Here is a 21367-nt window from a genome sequence, read left to right on the forward strand (position 1 = left end):
AAGGAGAACAGGATTGACCGGCTCAACCTTCAAACGATGCGCCTGCCGCAACCCGGAAACGGGCAAGCAGTACGGCCAGTCGTGCCCCAAGCTCACGCAGAAGCGGCACGGCCTGTGGAACGTCCGGCAGGAGCTACCGCTCCGTGAGGACGGGACGCGACGAACCTTCCGCCGCTCCGGCTACACGTCCAAGAACGACGCTCAGGCCGACCTGGACCAGATCCGCACGCTGCTCAAGATCCCCAGCACCGACGACGCAGAAGGCCGCGTGCGCATCGGCGATCTCCTCGAATCCGTCGCCTCCGGCAAGGAGCCGATACCGGACTACGAGGAGACGAAGCGGAAATTCGGGACCGGCCAGTCCCTCACCGTGCACACCACGGTCGGCGAGTGGCTCGAACTCTGGCTCGCCGGCAAGAAGCGGCTCCGCAAGAGCGGCAAGGACCGGTACGAGACCGACATCCGCGTGCACCTGGAACCACGCATCGGGCACCTTCGCCTCGACCGGCTGCGGGTGCAGCACCTCGACGAGATGTTCGCGGGCATAGCCGAGACGAACATCGAGATCAACGACGCGAACATCATGCGTCGTGCCGCGATCGACGAGCTGGCCGCGATCCCCTGGAAGGGCGCGGAGAGCCGCGCCCGGCGCAAGGCGCTGAAGGAGACCATCGCGGCGATGCCCCCGTTCCGGCGGATCACCGGACCCTCGACGCAAAGCCACATCAGGGCAACGCTGCGTGCCGCCCTGAACGACGCCATCGCCCAGGGCTACATCACCTTCAACCCCGCCCAGCACGTCGAGCTGGAGGCGGCGAAGCGGCCGAAGGCCCTCGTCTGGACCGAGGAACGCGTCGAAGAATGGATCAGGACGGGCGAGAAACCGTCCCCGGTCATGGTGTGGACCCCGGAGCAGGCCGGCCAGTTCCTCGACTTCATCGCCGAGGACCGGCTGTACGCCCTGTTCCACCTGATCACCTACCGCGGACTACGTCGAGGTGAGGCATGCGGAGCCCGCAAGCAGGACCTGAACCTCCAGGCGATGACGCTCACCATCGCCACGCAGCTGGTGCAGGACGGTTGGGAGGTCCTGGAGAGCGACCCGAAGACCGACAGCGGCGCGCGGGTGGTCCATCTCGACGAAGACACCATGGACGCGCTGCGCACGCACCTAGCGAAGCAGGCCGCTGACCGGCTCAGCTGGGGTGAGGCGTGGCAGGACACGGGCCGCATCTTCACCCAGGAAAATGGCGAGTGGCTCCACCCGGGGTGGCTGACCGATTACTTCGAACGGCTCGTCGAGGCGAGCGGACTCCCGCCGATCCGACTGCATGACCTGCGTCACGTTGCGGCCTCGCTGATGCTTGCCGCCGGCGTCGACGTCAAGATCGTGTCCGAGACGCTGGGCCACAGCGACTCCCGGATCACGCGGGACATCTACCAGTCGGTCCTGCCGAAGGTCGGCGCCGAGGCAGCAGAGGCCACTGCCCGCATGGTCCCTCGGGCCGCGTCCTCGAAGATCGCGCGCACCGCCGGGCTCACCTCGGGCTCACACGCTCCCGCAGAGATCATCGCAATCTCGGGGCCAGCGACCCTGGACAAAGAAAAAGCCCAGGTCAGCGGGTAACTGGCCTGGACTTCAACTGAGCCGCCTTCGGGATTCGAACCCGAGACCTACGCATTACGAGTGCGTTGCTCTGGCCAACTGAGCTAAGGCGGCAAGCTGCGGGGGCCGGATCGGCATCAGCAGCGGGGCCAAGTTTACACAGTTTCCGAGGGTGCTCCGCACACGGTGGCCGAGGGGCCGGGGCCGGGGCTCAGTCGCAGGTCAGGTGCACTTCTGGGAGGCGGGGGGCGCGGTGCTGGTGAGGAGGTAGTTGTTGACGGCGTTGTCGATGCAGGCGCTGCCCCGGGTGTAGGCGGTGTGGCCGTCGCCGTCGTAGGTCAGGAGGCGGCCCGAGGAGAGCTGGGAGGCCAGGGCGCGGGCCCAGGGGTAGGGCGTGGCCGGGTCGCGGGTGGTGCCGACGACCAGGATCGGATCGGCACCCCGCGCGGGGATGACATGCGGCCGTCCGACGGCCGGCATGGTCCAGTACCCGCAGGTCAGGGCCGCCCAGGCGAGGCTCTCGCCAAAGACCGGGGATGCCTTCTCGAAGGCCGGGAGGGCCGCGCGGACCTCACCGGGGCCGCGGAAGGCCGGGGGGAGGTCCAGGCAGTTCACGGCGGCGTTGGCGTACATGAGATTGGCGTAGCCGCCGTTGCCCTCGCGCTCGAAGTAGGCGTCGGAGAGCCTCAGCAGCGGGGCTCCGTCGCCGTGCGCCGCGGCGCGGATCGCCGCGCGCAGCAGGCCCCAGGCCGCCTCGTCGTACATGGCGGAGATCACACCGGTGGTGGCGAGGCTCTCGGTGAGTTTGCGCGACTTCGCGGCCGGCAGCGGGTGGCCGTCGATCTGTTTGAAGAGGGCCGCGAGGCGGTCGCCCGCCGCCTCCGCCGTGGTGGTGCCCAGCGGGCAGTCCTTGCGCCGGGCGCAGTCCTCCGCGAAGGCGGTGAAGGCGGTCTGGAAGCCCGCGGTCTGGTCGCGGTTGATCCGCTCGGAGTCCAGCGACGGGTCGAGCGCGCCGTCGAGGACGAGGCGGCCGACGCGGGCCGGGTAGAGCCCGGCGTAGGTGGCGCCGAGGAAGGTGCCGTACGAGGCGCCGACGTACGTCAGCTTCTCGTCGCCGAGGACCGCGCGCAGGACGTCCATGTCGCGCGCGGCCTCGACCGTCGACACATGGCCGAGCAGTTTGCCCGAGCGGGCCTCGCAGCCCTCCGCGAACTTGATGTAGGCGTCGACCAGTTCCCCGATCTCGCCGGCGTCGTCCGGCGTCTGGTCGACCTGGGTGTAGGCGTCCATCTCCGCGTCGGACAGGCAGACGACGGGCTCGCTGCCGGCTACCCCGCGCGGATCCATCCCGACCATGTCGTACCGGGCGCGGACCGCCGCGGGGTAGCCGAGGGCCGCGTACCGCTGGAGATAGCCGACCGCCGAGCCGCCCGGGCCACCGGGGTTGACCAGCAGGGAGCCGAGGCGCTTGCCGGGCCCCGTCGCCTTCTTGCGGGAGACCGCGAGCCTGACGTCGTCGGCGGGCCGCGGGTCGTCGTAGTCCAGCGGGGCGATCAGCGTCGCGCACTCGAAACCGCTGGTGCCGCACGGCCGCCAGGTCAGCTTCTGCGCGTAGTACGAGCGGAGGGCCGACGGCACCTGGGCCGGCAGCAGGGCCAGCGGGCGGCCGGGCTCGGAGGCGTACGGTCCGGTGGCGTACGAGGTGCCGGATCCGGCGTACGCGGCCGCGGACCCGGCGTACGGGGCACCGGGGCGTCCCCGCGCCGCGTCGCCCCACACCGCGCTGTCACCCCGGTCCTTCGACGGCACCGCCGCGGACGCCCTCGGCGAGGAACCTCCCAGGGCGGCGCCGGAGAGCAGCAGCGCCGCGGTCGCGGCGACGGCGCCGGAGGTGCGGAGCAGGCGGCTGGTGTCCATCGGCTGGTCCCTCTACCTGGAGTGGACGGACGGAAATGTGCGGGTACGCGGAGAACATGGCGAACACCGAGACCGCGATCGTCACAGGGAGTTACGGAGAATCGGATTGCCCGGACGGAGCGTATCCGCAGGGGTGCGCCCCATGGCCAGCCGGAGGGCCTCATTGAGCTCGTTCGAGTGAGAAGGCGTAACCGCAGGCGACTTGGCGCGTACGGCCTTCCCGTCACCCTGCCCGGAGCGCCACCGTCATCGCCTCGACCGCGAGCAGCGGCGCCACGTTCCGGTCGAGGGCGCGGCGGCACTCGATGATCGCCTCGATGCGGCGCAGGGTCTGCTCGGGTCTCGAACCCGAGGCGACGCGCCGGAGGGCGTCCTCGACGTCCACGTTGGCGATGGCGATCGGGGAGCCGAGCTGCATCGCGAGGACGTCGCGGTAGAAGCCCGTCAGGTCGACGAGCGCGAGGTCGAGGCTGTCGCGCTGGGTACGAGTGCCGCGGCGCTTCTGGCGGTCCTGGAGGTCCTTCATGACGCCCGCGGTGCCGCGGGGCAGCCGCCCGCCCGTGCCGGCCGCAGCGCCCAGCGCCGCGCGCAGCTCCTCGGTCTCCTTGGTGTCGACCTCCTCGGCGACCTGCTTGGCGTCCTCCGCCGCCGCGTCGACGAGCTCCTGGGCGCCCTTCAGGCAGCCGCCGATGTCGTCGACCCGCAGCGGCAGTTTGAGGACGGCCGCGCGGCGGGCGCGGGCGCGCTCGTCGGTGGCGAGGCGGCGGGCCCTGTCGATGTGGCCCTGGGTGGCGCGGGCCGACTGCGCGGCGAGCCCCGGCTCGATGCCGTCGCGGCGCGCGAGGAGGTCCGCGACGGCGTCGACGGGCGGCGTCCGCAGGGTGAGGGACCGGCAGCGGGAACGGATCGTCGGCAGCACGTCTTCCAGCGAGGGGGTGCACAGCAGCCACACGGTGCGCGGCGCGGGCTCCTCCACGGCCTTGAGGAGGACGTTCCCGGCACCTTCGGTCAGGCGGTCCGCGTCCTCCAGGACGATCACCTGCCAGCGGCCGCCCGCCGGGGACAGCTGGGAGCGGCGGACCAGGTCGCGGGTCTCCTTCACACCGATCGACAGCTGGTCCGTGCGGACGATCTCGACATCGGCGTGCGTGCCCACGAGCGAGGTGTGGCAGCCGTCGCAGAAACCGCAGCCGGGCATGCCGCCGTGGGCGCGGTCGGGGCTGACGCACTGGAGCGCGGCGGCGAACGCCCGGGCCGCGGTCGCCCTGCCCGAGCCGGGGGGCCCGGTGAACAGCCACGCGTGCGTCATCGAACCGCCGCCGACGGGTGCGCCGCCCTCCCCCGGGGCCGCCGCGCCGGTCACCAGCGCGTCCGCGTCCCGCGCGGCAGCGGAGAGCTGCTCCGTCACCCGGTCCTGGCCGACCAGGTCGTCCCACACCGCCATGGCTGTCCTCCGCCCTGTTCGTCCTGCGGCTCCCCATTGTCGTCCACGGCACTGACACCGCGGACCGCGAACGGGACACGGGGGCCCGGGGCCCGGGTGAGGCGGAGGGCGCGAGGACGGAGAGGGCGGGGGTACGGGGCGGGGCGGGCGCCGGGGCGCGGCGCCCGGCGGTCACGCCGACGAGTACGAGGTGTCCCGCGCCGCCGGGCCTCCGGAGCGTCCGGAGCGTCCGGGGTGTCCGGGGCCTCCGGGGTGTCCGGGGCCTCCCGGGGTGTCCGGGGCCTCCCGGGCGTCCGGCCGGGACGGCACGGCAGCGGCACCCGTCACGGCGACAGCGCGCCGGTCGGCCGGAAGGCGCCGGTCGGCCTCGACGGCGGGCCACCCGGCAGGACGCACCGGCCTGCCCCGCACCCGCAATCCTCAGGCGGCCCGGCCGAACCCGGCGAGATCCGTGCACGCCCACCGGCCGGAAGAGGCCGGCCACCCTTCGGCCTCGTGCCACCCGGCAGGACGCACCGGCCGCCCCACGCCCCAACGCGGTACGGGCCCGCATCCGGGCCCGTACCGATACTCCTACCGCTTCCCCGTCAGCCGTCGCTGCGCTCGTCCGGGCGGCCCGGGCCGCCCTCGCGGCGGTCGCGGCGGTCGCGGCGGTCCCGAGGACCCAGGAGCTCGTCCGCGAGGGTCGGGGCGTCGTCGGACGAGGCGCCCTCCACCCAGCCGGGCCGGCGGCGCGGCTTCGTGCCGGGAGCCGTCCGGCCGTCCGGCTGCGGCAGCTCACGGGTGATCTCGCCGTCCGAGCCGTCCGCCGCGGGGTCCTCCGGCCGGAAGAGCCACGTGGGCACCCGGTCTGTCGGGTCCTCCGGGCGGTCGACAGGACCGGGACCGGTGATCCTTACGGGCGGAAGCACCGCCGTCTCGTCCGCCGCCCCGGCCGGGGTCCCGGAGGCACCGTCGGACGGGACCGGCGGCAGTACGGCGGTCTCCTCCGCGTCGCTCGCCCCGGCGGGCGCGGCCGGAGCGGCCGGCGCCGGGCGGGCGGGCGGCTGCGGCAGTACGGCCGTCTCCTCGGAGTCCGAAGCGCCCGCGGAGGCGCTCGAAGCGTCCTCCGAGGGGCCCGAAGGGGCGGCGTCCGCCGTCTTCTCCGGCTCCGTCCCCCACGTCACCCGCTGCGGCGGCGCCGTGTCGCGTACCGGCGGCAGGACCGCCGTCTCCTCCTCCGCCGCGGGCCGGGCGGCGGAGGCGCGCGGGTCGACGCGCGGCCTTTCGACGGTCGGCGTCAGGTCCGCCGTGCGCGGGTCGGTCCGGCCGACGACCGGACGGCGGACCGTCCGCGTCACCTCGGAGTCGTCCACGGCCGAGGCAGTAGCCGCTTCGTCCTTACCGGACGCTTCACTCTTGCCGGACGCTTCGTCCTTCTTACCGAACGCTTCGTCCTTACGGAGCGAGGGTCGCTCGACGGTAGGCGCCTCGGAGGCGGTGGAAGCCGCCGACGCCGCTGCCGCCTCGGCCGCGGCGACACGCGCCTGCTCCGCCCGCAGCAACGCTTCCTCAGCCTTGCGCTGCTTCTCCAGGCGGCGTTCCGCAGCCTCCGCGCGCAGCCGCGCCTCCTCCTCGGCGCGCTTGCGGAGGCGCTCCTGCTCGGCGGCCCGGGTGCGCTCCTCGGCCTCGCGGCGTCTGCGCTCCTCCTCCGCCAGGCGGCGGGCCTCCTCGGCGCGCTGCCGGGCCTCCTCCGCGAGGCGCTCCTCCTCGCGCTTGCGGGCCTCCTCCAGCTCGCGCCGCCGGCGCTCCTCCTCCTCGGCGCGCAGCTTGGCGAGCTGTGCCTGGCGCTCGCGCTCCAGCCGCTCCTCCTCCGCCTTGCGAGCGGCCTCCTCCTCGGCCTTGCGGCGGGCCTCCTCCTCGGCGGCCTTACGGGCTTGCTCGCGGCGCTCGATCTCGGCCGCGGAGAGCGGAAGGAGCTGGTCCAGGCGGTGGCGCACGACCGTGGAGACGGACTCCGGCTCCTGGCCGGCGTCCACCACGAGATAGCGCGAGGGGTCGGCGGCGGCCAGGGTCAGGAAGCCGGTGCGGACCCGCTGGTGGAACTCGGCGGGCTCGGACTCGAGCCGGTCGGGCGCCTCGGTGAAACGTTCTCGCGCGGTCTCGGGCGAGACGTCGAGCAGCACCGTCAGGTGCGGGACGAGACCGTCCGTGGCCCAGCGCGAGATGCGGGCGATCTCGGTCGGCGAGAGGTCGCGACCGGCGCCCTGGTACGCGACGGAGGAGTCGATGTACCGGTCGGTGATGACGACGGCGCCGCGCTCCAGGGCGGGCCGTACGACGGACTCGACGTGGTGGGCGCGGTCGGCCGCGTACAGCAGCGCCTCGGCCCGGTCGGACAGGCCGGCGGAGCCGACGTCCAGGAGGATGGCGCGCAGCCGCTTCCCTATGGCCGTCGCGCCGGGCTCGCGGGTGACGACGACCTCGTGGCCCTTGGCGCGGATCCAGTCGGCGACGGCCTGCACCTGGGTGGACTTGCCGGCTCCGTCGCCGCCCTCGAAGGCGATGAAGAAGCCGTTGCCCGAGGGCGTCTGGGCGGGGTCGCCGCCGCGCAGCACGTCCATCAGGTCGCGGCGGAACGGTACGCCGTGCCGGTCGTCGGTCTTGCCGAGCACGATGGCGGCGACGGGCAGCAGCAGGGCGCCGACGAGCATCAGCGTGAAGGCCGCCCCGCCGTGCGCGAAGACGAAGCTGCCGCTCTCCACCCGGTGCGGCCCGATGGCCGCGGCGAGCAGCGGCGCCGCGACGGCGCCCAGCGCGGCGCTGACCCGGACGACGGCGTGCAGGTGGTCGGTCGTGCGCGCCCGGCGGCTCTCCTCGGTCTCCTGGTCGAGCAGGGAGTGCCCGGTGTTGGCGACGATGCCGGCGAGGACGCCCGCCGCCAGGACGAGCAGGAGGACCGTGGTCGGGTCCGGCACCAGGCCGGCGGCCAGCAGCGCGAGGCCGGCCAGGGCGAGGGCCAGGGCCAGCAGACGGCGCCGGGAGAAGCCCGGCAGCACCTTCCGCGCGGTGCGGATGCCGATGACCGGGCCGCCGGAGAGGGCGAGCACCAGCAGCCCGAAGGCCACCGGGCCGCCGCCGAGGTCCGCGGCCTGGAGGGCGGCGACGCCGACGGCCGCGGCGATCGCTCCGGCGACGGCGGCGCAGGACAGGACGAGCACCGGGATCGCGCCCGTACGGCCCGTGTCGGGGGTTCCCTGGAGGCCCTTGGGGCGGCGCAGGCCCTCCAGGGGAGAGCGCACGCGCGGAGCCTGTGTACCGGGGAAGGTGAGGAAGTAGAGGACCGCGGCCGAGGCCGCGAACAGCCCGGCGGCGAGGTAGGCGCCCAGGGCCGGCTGGTGCTCGTGGAACCAGTCGATGCCGGAGCCGAGGACGTTGCTGACGAGCGTGATGGCGACGAGCGCGGCGGCCGCCACGGGCAGGGCCACGAAGTTGGTCCGCAGCGAGAGCCGGCGCAGCGCGTCGTAGTGGTCCGGGAGGGGGCGTACGGCCGCGCCCTCGGCGGGGGGCGCGGGCAGCAGCGTGGGAGCCGCGCCCTCCTTGGCGACGGTCCACAGGCGCTCGGCGACGCCCACGACGAAGGCCGACACGAGCAGCAGGGCGAGCGCCTTGTCCTCGGCCCAGTCGATCCACAGGGGGGCGACGGCCAGCAGCGCGAACCGTACGCCGTCCGCGCCGATCATGGTCCAGCGCCGGTCGAGGGGGCCGGCCGGCGCGATGAGCGAGGAGACCGGGCCGAGCAGGGCGGCGCCGAAGAGCAGCGTCGCGAGCAGGCGCGCGCCGAGGACCGCGGCGACCGCCGTAGCGGCACCGCGGTATCCGCCCCCGAACGCCTCCGTCGCGACCGACGCCTGGAGCGCCAGCAGGAGGAGGACGAGAAGGGCGAGGGAGTCCCCGACGCCGCCGACGAACTGGGCGCTCCACAGCCGCCGGAGCGGGGGGATGCGCAACAGGGCCCGTACGGCGCGCTCGCGGGAATCCGCGGCTAGGGCGCCGGATGTGGTGGTTTCCACCGATGGCTGCTCGGCTCGCGTCATCCTGCCAGCCTATCCGGAGTGGCCGGACCTCAACCGCCACGCCGAACATCTGATCGACCTACCGAGTGGTCGTCCCACTGCGGAAACCGCTGCTCACAGGGGTCCTCGGCGCCGACGGCGGGAGGGCGGCCGAGGGAACGGCGGAGGGCGGTGAACCGGATTCCGGTTCACCGCCCTCGACCACGTCGCCCGCGGCAGCCCGCGACGTGAAACCCCCGGCCAGGAGTCCCGGCCGCCCGCCGCTACTCGGCCGGAGCCGCGGCGGTGGTCTTCTTCGCCGCCGTCTTCTTGGCCGTCGCCTTCTTCGCGGTGGTCGTCTTCTTGGCCGTCGTCGTCTTCTTGGCGGCCGTCTTCTTCGCCGCCGTCTTGGTGGCGGTCTTCTTGGCGGTGGTCTTCTTCGCCGCCGTCTTCTTCGCGGGCGCCTTCTTGGCCGTCTTCTTGGCCGGCCCCTTGGCACGCTTCTCGGCGAGCAGCTCGTAGCCGCGCTCCGGCGTGATCGTCTCGACGTCGTCGTCACGGCGCAGCGTGGCGTTGGTCTCGCCGTCGGTCACATACGGACCGAAGCGGCCGTCCTTGACCACGACCGGACGCTCGCTGACCGGGTCGGTGCCGAGCTCCTTCAGCGGCGGCTTGGCCGCGGCGCGGCCCCGCTGCTTCGGCTGGGCGTAGATCGCGAGGGCCTCGTCGAGAGTGATCGTGAAGAGCTGGTCCTCGGTCTCCAGGGAGCGCGAGTCCGTGCCCTTCTTCAGATACGGGCCGTAGCGGCCGTTCTGCGCGGTGATCTCCACACCCTCGGCGTCCGCGCCGACGACGCGCGGCAGCGACATCAGCTTGAGGGCGTCCTCCAGGGTGACCGTGTCCAGGGACATGCTCTTGAAGAGCGAGGCGGTGCGCGGCTTCACGGCGTTCTTGCCGGTCTTCGGCGTGCCCTCGGGCAGCACCTCGGTGACGTACGGGCCGTAGCGGCCGTCGCGGGCGATGACCGGGTTGCCGCTGGCCGGGTCCGTGCCCAGCTCGAAGTCGCCGCTCGGCTTGGCGAACAGCTCCTCGGCGTACGCGACGGTCAGCTCGTCGGGCGCCAGGTCCTCGGGGACGTCCGCGCGCTGGTGGCCCTCGGCGTCCTTCTCGCCCCGCTCGACGTACGGGCCGTAGCGGCCGACGCGCAGCATGATGCCGTCGCCGACCGGGAACGAGGACACCTCGCGGGCGTCGATCGCGCCGAGGTCGGTGACGAGCTCCTTGAGGCCGCCGAGGTGGTCGCCGTCGCCGTTCCCGGCGTCGGCGGCGGAGCCCTCGGGGCCGTCCGCGGAGCCGAAGTAGAAGCGGCGCAGCCACGGCACGGCCTGGGCCTCGCCACGGGCGATGCGGTCGAGGTCCTCCTCCATGGAGGCGGTGAAGTCGTAGTCGACCAGGCGGCCGAAGTGCTTCTCCAGGAGGTTCACGACCGCGAAGGACAGGAAGGACGGGACGAGCGCCGTGCCCTTCTTGAAGACGTAGCCGCGGTCGAGGATCGTGCCGATGATCGACGCGTACGTCGACGGGCGGCCGATCTCCCGCTCCTCCAGCTCCTTGACCAGCGAGGCTTCGGTGTAGCGGGCCGGCGGCTTGGTGGCGTGGCCGTCGGCGGTGATCTCCTCGGCGGTCAGCGAGTCGCCCTCGGTGACCTGCGGGAGGCGGCGCTCGCGGTCGTCGAGCTCGGCGTTCGGGTCGTCGGCGCCTTCGACGTACGCCTTCATAAAGCCGTGGAAGGTGATCGTCTTGCCGGAGGCGCTGAACTCGGCGTCCCGGCCGTCGCTCGCCCGGCCGGCGATCTTGACGGTGACGGAGTTACCGGTCGCGTCCTTCATCTGGGAGGCGACGGTCCGCTTCCAGATCAGCTCGTAGAGCCGGAACTGGTCGCCGGTCAGACCGGTCTCGGCCGGAGTGCGGAAACGATCACCCGAAGGACGAATCGCCTCGTGCGCCTCCTGGGCGTTCTTGACCTTGCCGGCGTACGTACGCGGCTTCTCCGGCAGGTAGTCGGCGCCGTAGAGCTGGGTGACCTGCGTCCGGGCGGCCTGCACGGCCGTGTCGGAGAGCGTGGTCGAGTCCGTACGCATATAGGTGATGAAGCCGTTTTCGTACAGCTTCTGGGCCACCTGCATGGTGGCCTTCGCGCCGAAGCCCAGCTTGCGCGACGCCTCCTGCTGGAGGGTGGTCGTCCGGAACGGCGCGTACGGCGAGCGGCGGTACGGCTTGGACTCGACGGACCGCACCGCGAACGCCGAGTCGGCGAGGGCGGCGGCGAGCGCGCGGGCGTTCGTCTCGTCCAGGTGCAGCACGGCGGAGCCGTCCTTGAGCACACCGGTCGAGCCGAAGTCGCGGCCCTGCGCCACCCGGCGGCCGTCGACCGCGGTCAGGCGGGCGGCAAGGGTGCCGGGGTCCGTGGCGTCGCCGCCGCGGCCGGTGGCGAAGGTGCCGGTGAGGTCCCAGTACTCGGCGGAGCGGAAGGCGATGCGCTCGCGCTCCCGCTCGACGACGAGACGCGTGGCGACGGACTGCACCCGGCCGGCCGACAGCCGGGGCATGACCTTCTTCCACAGCACCGGCGAGACCTCGTAGCCGTAGAGGCGGTCGAGGATGCGGCGGGTCTCCTGGGCGTCGACCAGCTTCTTGTTCAGCTCGCGCGGGTTGGCCACGGCCTCCCGGATCGCGTCCTTGGTGATCTCGTGGAAGACCATCCGGCGGACCGGGACCTTGGGCTTGAGGACTTCCTGGAGGTGCCACGCGATGGCCTCGCCCTCGCGGTCCTCATCGGTGGCGAGGAAGAGCTCGTCGGACTCGGCCAGCAGCTCCTTGAGCTTCTTGACCTGGTCCTTCTTGTCGTGATTGACGACATAGACGGGCTGGAAGTCGGCATCGACGTTCACGCCGAGCCGGGCCCAGGGCTCGCCCTTGTACTTGGCCGGGACCTCGGCGGCCCCGTTCGGCAGGTCACGGATGTGCCCGACGCTCGCCTCGACGACGTATCCGGGGCCGAGGTAGCCCTTGATCGTCTTCGCCTTGGCAGGCGACTCGACGATGACGAGTCGGCGGCCGCCCTGTGCGGTCTCGCTGGTCGGGGACAACTTCGCTCTTCTTCCGGTCGGCACTCGGTGTAGGCGCTGCGGTGACGCTGCGGAGTGTGACGGTACATCCCGCCCCCGTGTCAAACGGAAAAAGCCCGCAACGCCACTCGAACGGTAACCCGACAAGCGTCCTGTCTGCCGCCCGGACCGGCACACCACCGGAGTGAAGGAGCCGCCGGGGCGCCGCGCGGCCCCGGTCGGACCGCGCGCGCCGATTGACGTGAACCCGCCTCTTGCCGGATCGCTCCCCGGCCGCTCTCAGTCCGCCACCGGGGTCAGGAATCCCTGCTCGACGAGGAGCCGGATCGACTCCGGCGTACGGTCGCGCAGCAGCACCGGGTCCTGCCCCACCAGCTGCGCGATCGCGTCGAGGATGCGGCCCGCGCTGAGAGAGCCGTCACACACCCCGGCGAAGCCCGCGCCGACCGTGTCCACCTTGGTGGCCCGCCGCATTCCGCGGTTCTGGCGCAGGACGACATGCTCCGGATCCTCCGCGCCGGGCAGCCCGACCTGCTCCTGGACCACCTCGTCGGCGAGCCGGAAGCGGGCGGCCAGCAGGGACGCGTCGTCGTGCGCGCGCAGGAAGTCCTGTCGCTCGAAATGGGCCCGAACGGATGCACCGAGCGGCTGCTCGACCGGGTGCGGCCACTCCTCCGCGATGACGGAAGGGCGGTCGGAGCCCGATTTACGCAGCGTGATCCAGCCAAATCCGACGGCCTTGGTCCTACGTGTCTCGAACTCGTCCAGCCACGCGTCGTAGCGGGCCGCGTACGCGGCGGGATCCGTGCGGTGGTCACCGCCGTCGCGCAGCCACAGCTCGGCGTACTGGGCGACGTCCTGCACCTCGCGCTGGACGATCCAGGCGTCGCAGCCGCGCGGTACCCAGGAGGACAGCCGGTCCCGCCAGTCCTCGCCCTCGACGTGCTGCCAGTTGGCGAGCAGCTGGCAGTGGCCGCCGTCGTTGAGCCGGTCCGCCGCCTGCCGGACGATCGTCCGGCACAGGTCGTCGCCGCCCATGCCGCCGTCGCGGTAGGTGAGCCGCGCGCCGGGGGAGATGACGAAAGGCGGGTTGGAGACGATCAGGTCGTAGGTGTCCCGGGCGACCGGCTCGAAGAGCGAGCCCTCGCGCAGATCCGCCTCGGGCGCGCCGGACAGGGCCAGCGTGAGGCGCGCGAAGTGCAGGGCGCGCGGGTTGAGGTCGGTGGCGGTGACCCGGGTGGCGTGCCGGCTCGCGTGCAGCGCCTGGATGCCGGAGCCGGTGCCGAGGTCGAGGGCGCTGGCCACGGGCGTGCGGATGGTGATCCCGGCGAGCGTGGTGGAGGCGCCGCCCACGCCGAGGACGAGCTGGGAGCGGTCCACCCCCGACGGGCCCCCGGGGCCTCCGGCGATCCCGCCGGCGCCGCCGACCGCGCAGCCCAGGTCGGAGACGATCCACCAGTCCTCGCCCTCGGGACCGCTGTACGGGCGCACGTCGACCGTGGCGCGTACGTCCTCGCCGTCCCGGACCAGCCAGCCGTCGGCGACGCAGTCGTCCACCGGCAGCGCCGCGGCGGCCCGGGCGCGGCCGACCGGCAGCTGGAGCAGGAAGAGCCGCACCAGCGTCTCCAGCGGGCCGTCACCGCGGGTGGCGCGCAGCGCGGGGACGGTCTCGCTGCGGGCGAGCGCGGCGTAGGCGGGGGCGCCCAGCAGGTCGAGGAGGCCGTCGGCGGTGAAGGCCGCGGTCAGCAGGGAGTCGCGCAGGCGGGCGGTGCGCGCGTGGTCGGTGGCGGAGGGAAGGAGCGTACTCACGGCTCCATTGTCGGGGGCGCCGCGGGCAAACGGCGAAAGCCCGGCACCGCGCCCCTCGCGGGGACGCGGCGCCGGGCCGCACGGCCGGCTATTTCTTCACGGCCGGGGCCGAGGCCGAGATCTTCTTGCAGCCGGGCTGCTTCGTCATGGCCTTGCCGACATCGCCGGCCTGCAGCTTCTTGAGGGCCTCGTCGCTCTGGCCGCTCAGCTTGCCGATGTCCCCGCCGATGGCCTTGAGGCCCTCGCCGAACTTCGCCTTGTCGCCGGTGTCGAGGCCGTCGATCCGCTTCTTCAGGCCGATGTACGCCCCGGAGAGGTCGTTGAGGGCCTTCACGGCGTTCTTCTCGCTGGTCTCGCCGTCCTTGACGGGCGGCGCCCCGGCGTTCTCCACGCTGGTGGCCAGGGCCTTGTACGCGTCGGCGTTGGCCTGGAAGGCGGCCGAGTCGGTCTGCTGGACCTTCTTGGAGTCCTCCTCCGTCTGGACGCCCGCGATGGAGTGGTTGGCGTCCTGGATCTTCTTCACTTGGGGCTGCATCTGGTCGCAGACCTTCTTGGCCCAGTCGTCGAGCTTCTTGTTGCCTTCGTCGCCGCCGCCGCAGCCCGACAGCGCCAGGACGAGTGCCGCACCGCCGGACAGCGCAGCCACAAGCTTCTTGTTCACCGGATCGGTCCCTTCAATGGCTCCCGGCCCCGGAACTTACACGTCCAGGGCGGGCCGCCCGGGAGCCAAGCACCCTTTACGTCCCCTTTTAGGGCCATTTGCACCAAGACATGCGTGGCGTTCGCCGCACCTGATCCCCAGGTGCGGCGCCGGCGCGCGCGGGTGGGTAGTGCGCCCGCGCGCACCACCCACCCACGCTCCTGACGTTCGTTCAGTACGCCTGTGCCGGCTAGGACACCACCGCCGGATCGGCCGGTCGTGGCGCCTTCTCGGCGTTCCCGTCGTCGCCGTCGACGGCGACGCCCCGGCGCTTGGAGACATAGACCGCGGCGACGATGACGACGGCGGCCAGCGCCGCGATGCCGATCCGCAGCCCCTTGTTGGCGTCGTCGCCGTAGGAGAACTTGACCACCGCCGGCGCGATCAGGAGGGCCACCAGGTTCATCACCTTCAGCAGCGGGTTGATCGCGGGCCCCGCGGTGTCCTTGAAGGGGTCGCCGACCGTGTCGCCGATGACAGTCGCGGCGTGCGCCTCGCTGCCCTTGCCGCCGTGGTGCCCGTCCTCCACCAGCTTCTTGGCGTTGTCCCAGGCGCCACCGGAGTTGGCCAGGAAGACTGCCATCAGGGTGCCGCAGCCGATCGCGCCCGCCAGGTACGAGCCGAGGGCGCCGACGCCGAGCGAGAAGCCGACCGCGATCGGCGCCATGACCGCGAGCAGCCCGGGCGTGGCGAGTTCGCGCAGCGCGTCCTTGGTGCAGATGTCCACCACCCGCCCGTACTCCGGCTTTTCGGTGTAATCCATGATCCCGGGGTGCTCGCGGAACTGCCGCCGGACCTCGTAGACCACCGCGCCCGCCGAGCGGGAGACGGCGTTGATCGCCAGCCCCGAGAAGAGGAAGACGACGGCCGCGCCGAGGACCAGCCCCACGAGGTTGTTGGGCTGTGAGATGTCCAGGCTGAGCCCCAGCTCACCGGAGTTGGCGTGCACGTCCCGCACGGCGGTGGCGATGGCGTCGCGGTACGAGCCGAACAGCGCCGCCGCGGCCAGCACGGCCGTGGCGATGGCGATGCCCTTGGTGATGGCCTTGGTGGTGTTGCCGACGGCGTCCAGGTCGGTGAGCACCTGGGCGCCCGCGCCCTCGACGTCGCCGGACATCTCGGCGATGCCCTGGGCGTTGTCGGAGACCGGGCCGAAGGTGTCCATGGCGACGATGACGCCGACGGTCGTCAGCAGACCCGTGCCGGCGAGGGCGACCGCGAACAGCGCGAGCATGATCGAGGTGCCGCCGAGGAGGAACGCGCCGTAGACGCCGAGGCCGATCAGCACGGCGGAGTAGACCGCCGACTCCAGGCCGATGGAGATACCGGCGAGGACGACGGTCGCGGGGCCGGTCAGGGAGGTCTTGCCGATGTCGCGGACCGGCCGCCGGGTGGTCTCCGTGAAATAGCCGGTCAGCTGCTGGATGAGCGCGGCGAGCACGATGCCGATGGCCACCGCGACCAGCGCGAAGACCCGCGGGTCACCGTCGTGGGCCCGGATGGCGTCGTCCCCGATGCCCTTCAATTCCGCGAAGCTGGACGGCAGGTAGACGAAGACCGCGACGGCCACCAGGACGAGCGAGATGACGGCCGAGACGAAGAAGCCGCGGTTGATCGCGGTCATACCGCTGCGGTCGGCACGGCGGGGGGCGACGGCGAAGATGCCGATCATCGCCGTGAGCACCCCGATGGCCGGGACGAGCAGCGGGAAGGCCAGTCCCGCGTCGCCGAAGGCGGCCTTGCCCAGGATCAGCGCGGCCACCAGGGTCACCGCGTAGGACTCGAAGAGGTCGGCCGCCATGCCCGCGCAGTCGCCGACGTTGTCGCCCACGTTGTCGGCGATGGTGGCGGCGTTCCGCGGATCGTCCTCCGGGATGCCCTGCTCCACCTTGCCGACCAGGTCGGCGCCGACGTCGGCGGCCTTGGTGAAGATGCCGCCGCCGACCCTCATGAACATCGCGATCAGCGCCGCGCCCAGGCCGAACCCCTCCAGCACCTTGGGCGCGTCGGCCGCGTAGACCAGCACCACGCAGGAGGCGCCCAGCAGGCCGAGGCCGACCGTGCACATGCCGACGACGCCACCCGTACGAAACGCGATCTTCATGGCCTTGTGGGAGACGGCCGTCAGATCCTTCTCGGGCTCCCCCTCGGCGGGCGTGGCCTCCCGCGCGGCCGCGGCGACCCGCACATTGCTGCGGACGGCGAGCCACATGCCGATATAACCCGTGGCCGCCGAGAAGAGCGCGCCGACCAGGAAGAAGGCGGAACGCCCGGCGCGCTGCGACCAGTTGTCCGCCGGCAACAGCATGAGCAGGAAGAACACCGCCACGGCGAAAATACCGAGGGTGCGCAACTGCCGGGCGAGATAGGCGTTCGCGCCTTCCTGCACCGCCGCGGCGATCTTTCGCATGCCGTCGGTGCCCTCCCGGGCGGCGAGCACCTGCCGGACGAGCACCACGGCGACGACGAGGGCCGCGAGCGCGACGGCTCCGATCACCATCACCAGCGTGCGATTGCCTTGAGTCAGCTCGGCTGCGAGATTCTGCGTGAAGTCCACCTGTCCAGGGGTAAAAGGCCCCGCCATTCGTCCTCCTTGACGTTTGGCACATGGGCGCGCGACCGGACCGCGACCGCGGAACGGTCACCACGCTCAGGCGTCCTGAGCTCAAGATGGACGGATTGTAGGGAGCATGGCGAGATCAAAACAGAGCACGGCAAAGGGAATGAGCCTGTTGCGAGTGAAGATCGAGTGAATGATCCGCCCGATAACCGACGGCAAAGGAAGATCTGAAAACGGAGATCACCAGGGGATCACCGGGAGATCGCCCGAAGGGCACCCGACGATCTCCGAAGAAGATCGGAAATCGGCCCGCGGCCGATGGCGCACCGGTGAATTCAGGCAGGTGGAAAAGGCGCGCGGAGCCGACCCCGGGCGGAGAAGAGTCACGGAAAGTAGCGGGCGGCCCGCTACGGCATTCGACTGACGCCGGGCTACGAAGCCATGGCGCCAGGAGTGGTCGGCCAGCTCATCCGGATCAGGCCACCGGTCTCGTCCGCCGTCACCTCGACGTCGTCGACAAGGCCGCTGATCACGGCGAGGCCCATGTCGTCCTCACCGTCCCCGCCCTCGTCCTGGGCGGATCCGGGGCGCGCGGCACCGCTCGCGGCTCCGACGGGCGCCGGCCTGGGCGCGTCGTCCCCGACCTCGATGGAGAACTTCTTCTCGTCCTCGATCAGCACGACCCGCACGGGGGCGGCCACGCCATGGCTGAGGTGCAGGCCGACCGCGCGCGAGCACGCCTCGCCCACGGCGAGCCGCAGCTCGTCCAGCACGGCCTCGTCGACCCCGGCACGGCGCGCCACCGCGGCCGCCACCAACCGTGCCGTCCGGACATGCTCGGGAAGGGCACTGAACAGCAGTTCGACGGTGGCCATGCCATCCCCCTCGGTCATACGTGCCCTCTTCCCTCTTCTGGAAAAGGGCGAACTCGCGAGAGGGGCCGGGCTCACGAGCCCGGTACCCCCCGCGTGGCAGTCTTCCGCCAGACGACCGTCAGTCGGTCGCCTGCACCGCGTCCTCGACCGAGGTGTGAATCGGGAACACCTTGGTGAGGCCGGTGATACGGAAAATCTTCAGAATGCGCTCCTGGTTGCAGACCAGGCGCAGCGAGCCCTCATGGGCTCGCACCCGCTTGAGGCCGCCGACCAGCACGCCGAGCCCGGTGGAGTCGAGGAAGTCGACGCCCTCCATGTCCACGACGAGGTGATAGCTGCCGTCGTTGACAAGCTCGACCAACTGCTCACGCAGCTTGGGCGCGGTGTACACATCAATCTCGCCACCGACCCGGACAACCGTACGGTCGCCTACGGTCTCGGTCGACAGGGACAGGTCCACGGATCCTCCAGCACCTTGCATCGAGCGGTCGCCCCCCATGGATCGGCAGCCGCGATGGCATTCAATCACTTACCAGCAGGCGTGCACGACGCCTTGGCGCCATTGTCCGTCACGCCAGTGACACACTCGGTGTCGATGGCCAACGATCAACTCCCGCCGGAGGCGGGCGTACATCCCGCTCCCCGGACAGTCCTCGACCGACTGACCGCCGGGGGCGACCGGGCTGCACGCATCACTCATACGGAGCACTTGCCCCCGCGTCCGGGGCGTCATGCCCCCTGGCCTGAGAAGATCCGGCCGGAAGTGGTCGACGCCATCCGGGCGGCCGGTATCGAGCGGCCCTGGGCCCACCAGGCGCTCACGGCGGAGCACGCGCTGCGCGGCGAATCGGTGGTGGTGGCCACCGGCACCGCCTCCGGGAAGTCCCTCGCCTACCTCGCACCGGTCCTGAGCGCCCTCCTGGACGGCTCGGAGGCCCCCAACGGCCGAGGGGCCACCGCGCTCTACATCGCCCCCACCAAGGCCCTGGCGGCCGACCAGCGGCGCGCCGTCCGGACCCTCGCCGCACCCCTGGGCAAGAGCGTCCGCCCCGCCGTCCACGACGGCGACACCCCCGTCGAGGAGCGGGAGTGGGTGCGCCAGTACGCGAACTACGTGCTCACCAACCCCGACATGCTCCACCGCTCGATACTGCCCGCCCACCCCAGGTGGGCCTCCTTCCTGCGCGCCCTGCGCTACGTCGTCATCGACGAGTGCCACACCTACCGCGGCGTCTTCGGCTCGCACGTCGCCCAGGTGCTGCGCCGGCTCCGCCGGATCTGCGCCCGCTACGGCTCCGACCCCGTCTTCCTCCTCGCCTCCGCGACCGCCTCCGACCCGGCCACCGCCGCCACCCGGCTGACCGGGGTGCCCGTCACGGAGATCACCGAGGACTCCTCCCCGCGCGGCGAGCTGGTCTTCGCCCTCTGGGAGCCACCGCTCACCGAGCTCCACGGCGAGCGGGGCGCCCCCGTGCGCCGTACCGCCACCGCGGAGACCGCCGACCTCCTCACCGACCTGGCCGTCCAGGGCGTCCGCACGGTCGCCTTCGTCCGCTCACGACGCGGCGCCGAGCTGGTGGCCCTGATCGCCCAGGAACGCCTGGCCGCGGTGGACCGCTCCCTGCCCTCCCGGGTCGCGGCCTACCGGGGCGGCTACCTCCCCGAGGAGCGCCGTGCCATCGAGCGCGCCCTGCACTCCGGCGAACTCCTCGGCCTCGCCGCCACCAGCGCCCTGGAACTCGGCGTCGACGTCGCCGGGCTCGACGCCGTCCTCCTCTCCGGCTACCCGGGCACCCGGGCCTCCCTGTGGCAGCAGGCCGGCCGCGCCGGCCGTACGGGCCAGGGAGCCCTCGCCGTCCTCGTGGCCCGGGACGACCCGCTGGACACCTATCTCGTCCACCACCCCGAGGCCCTCTTCCGGCAGCCCGTCGAATCGACCGTCCTCGATCCCGACAACCCCTACGTCCTCGCCCCCCATCTGTGCGCCGCCGCGGCCGAGCTGCCGCTCACCGAGGCCGACCTGTCGCTGTTCGGCCCCGAGACGCCCGGCCTGCTCACCCAGCTCGAAGGCCGCAAGCTGCTCCGCCGCCGTGCCGCCGCCTGGCACTGGACCCGCCGCGAGCGCGCCGCCGACCTCACCGACATCAGGGGCGAGGGCGGCCGCCCCTTCCAGATCGTGGAGGAGGGCACGGGCCGCCTGCTGGGCACCGTGGACGCGAGCGCCGCCCACACCACCGTCCACGAAGGCGCGGTCCATCTCCACCAGGGCCGGACCTATCTCGTCCGCCACCTCGACCTGGAGGACTCCGTCGCCCTCGTCGAGCAGGCCGACCCGCCCTATTCGACGACGGCCCGTGACACGACGACCGTCTCCGTCCTGGAGACCACCGCCGAGGTCCCCTGGGGCGACGCCCGGCTCTGCTTCGGCTCCGTCGAGGTCACCAACCAGGTGGTCTCCTTCCTCCGCCGCCGGGTCCTCACCGGCGAGGTCATGGGCGAGTCCAAGCTGGATCTGCCGCCCCGGAAGCTGCGTACCCGCGCCGTGTGGTGGACCGTCACCGAGGACCAGCTCGACGACGCCCGGGTGCACCCCGAGGCCCTCGGGGGCGCCCTGCACGCCGCGGAGCACGCCTCGATCGGCATGCTGCCGCTCTTCGCCACCTGCGACCGCTGGGACATCGGCGGTGTCTCCGTCCCCCTCCACCCCGACACGCTGCTGCCGACGGTCTTCGTCTACGACGGCCACTCCGGCGGCGCGGGCTTCGCCGAGCGCGCCTTCCACACCGCCACCCGCTGGCTCACCGCCACCCGGGAGGCGATCGCCGCCTGCGAGTGCGCTTCCGGGTGCCCCTCGTGCGTGCAGTCCCCCAAGTGCGGCAACGGCAACGAGCCGCTCGACAAGAAGGCCGCCATCCGTCTCCTGACGACCTTGCTGGCCGGCGCCCCACCCGAGGAGCCCACCGACGGCCCGTAGGCCGGGAGAGCCCACCGGAGGCCCCGCGAACGGGAACACCCGACCGACGGCTCGGCCAAGCGGCAAACACCGGACGCCCCATCAGGCCCCTTCACATGCATGGCCTCATGGCCTCATGGCCTCATGGCCTCATGGCCTCATGGCCTCATGGCCTCATGGCCTCATGGCCTCATGGCCTCATGGCCTCATGGCCTCATGGCCTCATGGCCTCATGGCCTCATGGCCTCATGGCCTCATGGCCTCATGGCCTCATGGCCTCATGGCCTCATGGCCTCATGGCCTCATGGCCTCATGGCCTCATGGCCTCATGGCCTCATGGC

Annotated in this window: 11 protein-coding genes and 1 tRNA gene; 2 read left to right on the top strand and 10 right to left on the bottom strand. The window is 72.3% G+C overall.

What is annotated here, in order from left to right:
* Positions 1-13: 13 nt before the first annotated feature.
* On the top strand, positions 14-1627 hold the full coding sequence (locus AF335_RS11395; RefSeq protein ID WP_184743567.1) for a tyrosine-type recombinase/integrase: 1614 nt from the start codon (positions 14-16) through the stop codon (positions 1625-1627).
* Positions 1628-1646: 19 nt separating this feature from the next.
* On the opposite strand, the gene AF335_RS11400 is transcribed toward AF335_RS11395, so the two are convergent.
* From AF335_RS11400 to bldG, 10 genes are all read right to left on the bottom strand, one after another.
* Positions 1647-1720, bottom strand: a tRNA-Thr gene (locus tag AF335_RS11400).
* Between the two features lie 108 nt (positions 1721-1828).
* Positions 1829-3523 (bottom strand): alpha/beta hydrolase, encoded by a 1695-nt coding sequence (locus AF335_RS11405; protein ID WP_102918227.1) that lies wholly within the window; start codon positions 3521-3523, stop codon positions 1829-1831.
* A gap of 223 nt (positions 3524-3746) precedes the next feature.
* The gene (locus AF335_RS11410) at positions 3747-4967 is read right to left on the bottom strand and encodes a DNA polymerase III subunit delta' (RefSeq protein ID WP_102918228.1); all 1221 of its coding nucleotides are present in this window, start codon (positions 4965-4967) and stop codon (positions 3747-3749) included.
* A gap of 587 nt (positions 4968-5554) precedes the next feature.
* Positions 5555-9043, bottom strand: a complete 3489-nt coding sequence (gene tmk, locus AF335_RS11415; protein ID WP_102918229.1) for a dTMP kinase — start codon at positions 9041-9043, stop codon at positions 5555-5557.
* Between the two features lie 242 nt (positions 9044-9285).
* Positions 9286-12150 carry a type I DNA topoisomerase gene (gene topA, locus AF335_RS11420; RefSeq protein ID WP_102918230.1) on the bottom strand — a complete coding sequence of 955 codons (2865 nt, stop codon included), beginning with the start codon at positions 12148-12150 and terminating at the stop codon, positions 9286-9288.
* A 258-nt stretch (positions 12151-12408) separates the two neighbouring features.
* Complete coding sequence (locus AF335_RS11425) at positions 12409-13938, bottom strand: N5-glutamine methyltransferase family protein (protein WP_102918231.1); 1530 nt, start codon at positions 13936-13938, stop codon at positions 12409-12411.
* An 88-nt stretch (positions 13939-14026) separates the two neighbouring features.
* Positions 14027-14599 carry a small secreted protein gene (locus tag AF335_RS11430; protein WP_102918232.1) on the bottom strand — a complete coding sequence of 191 codons (573 nt, stop codon included), beginning with the start codon at positions 14597-14599 and terminating at the stop codon, positions 14027-14029.
* Positions 14600-14828: 229 nt separating this feature from the next.
* Positions 14829-17222, bottom strand: coding sequence for a sodium-translocating pyrophosphatase (locus tag AF335_RS11435; RefSeq protein ID WP_102918233.1), 2394 nt, complete (start codon positions 17220-17222; stop codon positions 14829-14831).
* A gap of 407 nt (positions 17223-17629) precedes the next feature.
* A complete protein-coding gene (locus AF335_RS11440) occupies positions 17630-18073 on the bottom strand; it encodes an ATP-binding protein (RefSeq protein WP_102918729.1) in 444 nt (147 codons plus the stop codon).
* 118 nt (positions 18074-18191) lie between these two features.
* Positions 18192-18533, bottom strand: a complete 342-nt coding sequence (gene bldG, locus AF335_RS11445) for an anti-sigma factor antagonist BldG (RefSeq protein WP_030367299.1) — start codon at positions 18531-18533, stop codon at positions 18192-18194.
* A 54-nt stretch (positions 18534-18587) separates the two neighbouring features.
* Here bldG and AF335_RS11450 point away from each other — a divergent pair, with 54 nt between their 5' ends.
* Complete coding sequence (locus AF335_RS11450) at positions 18588-21047, top strand: DEAD/DEAH box helicase (RefSeq protein WP_102918234.1); 2460 nt, start codon at positions 18588-18590, stop codon at positions 21045-21047.
* Positions 21048-21367 lie beyond the last annotated feature (320 nt).

The organism is Streptomyces eurocidicus (assembly GCF_002891295.1).
Lineage (GTDB): Bacteria > Actinomycetota > Actinomycetes > Streptomycetales > Streptomycetaceae > Streptomyces > Streptomyces eurocidicus.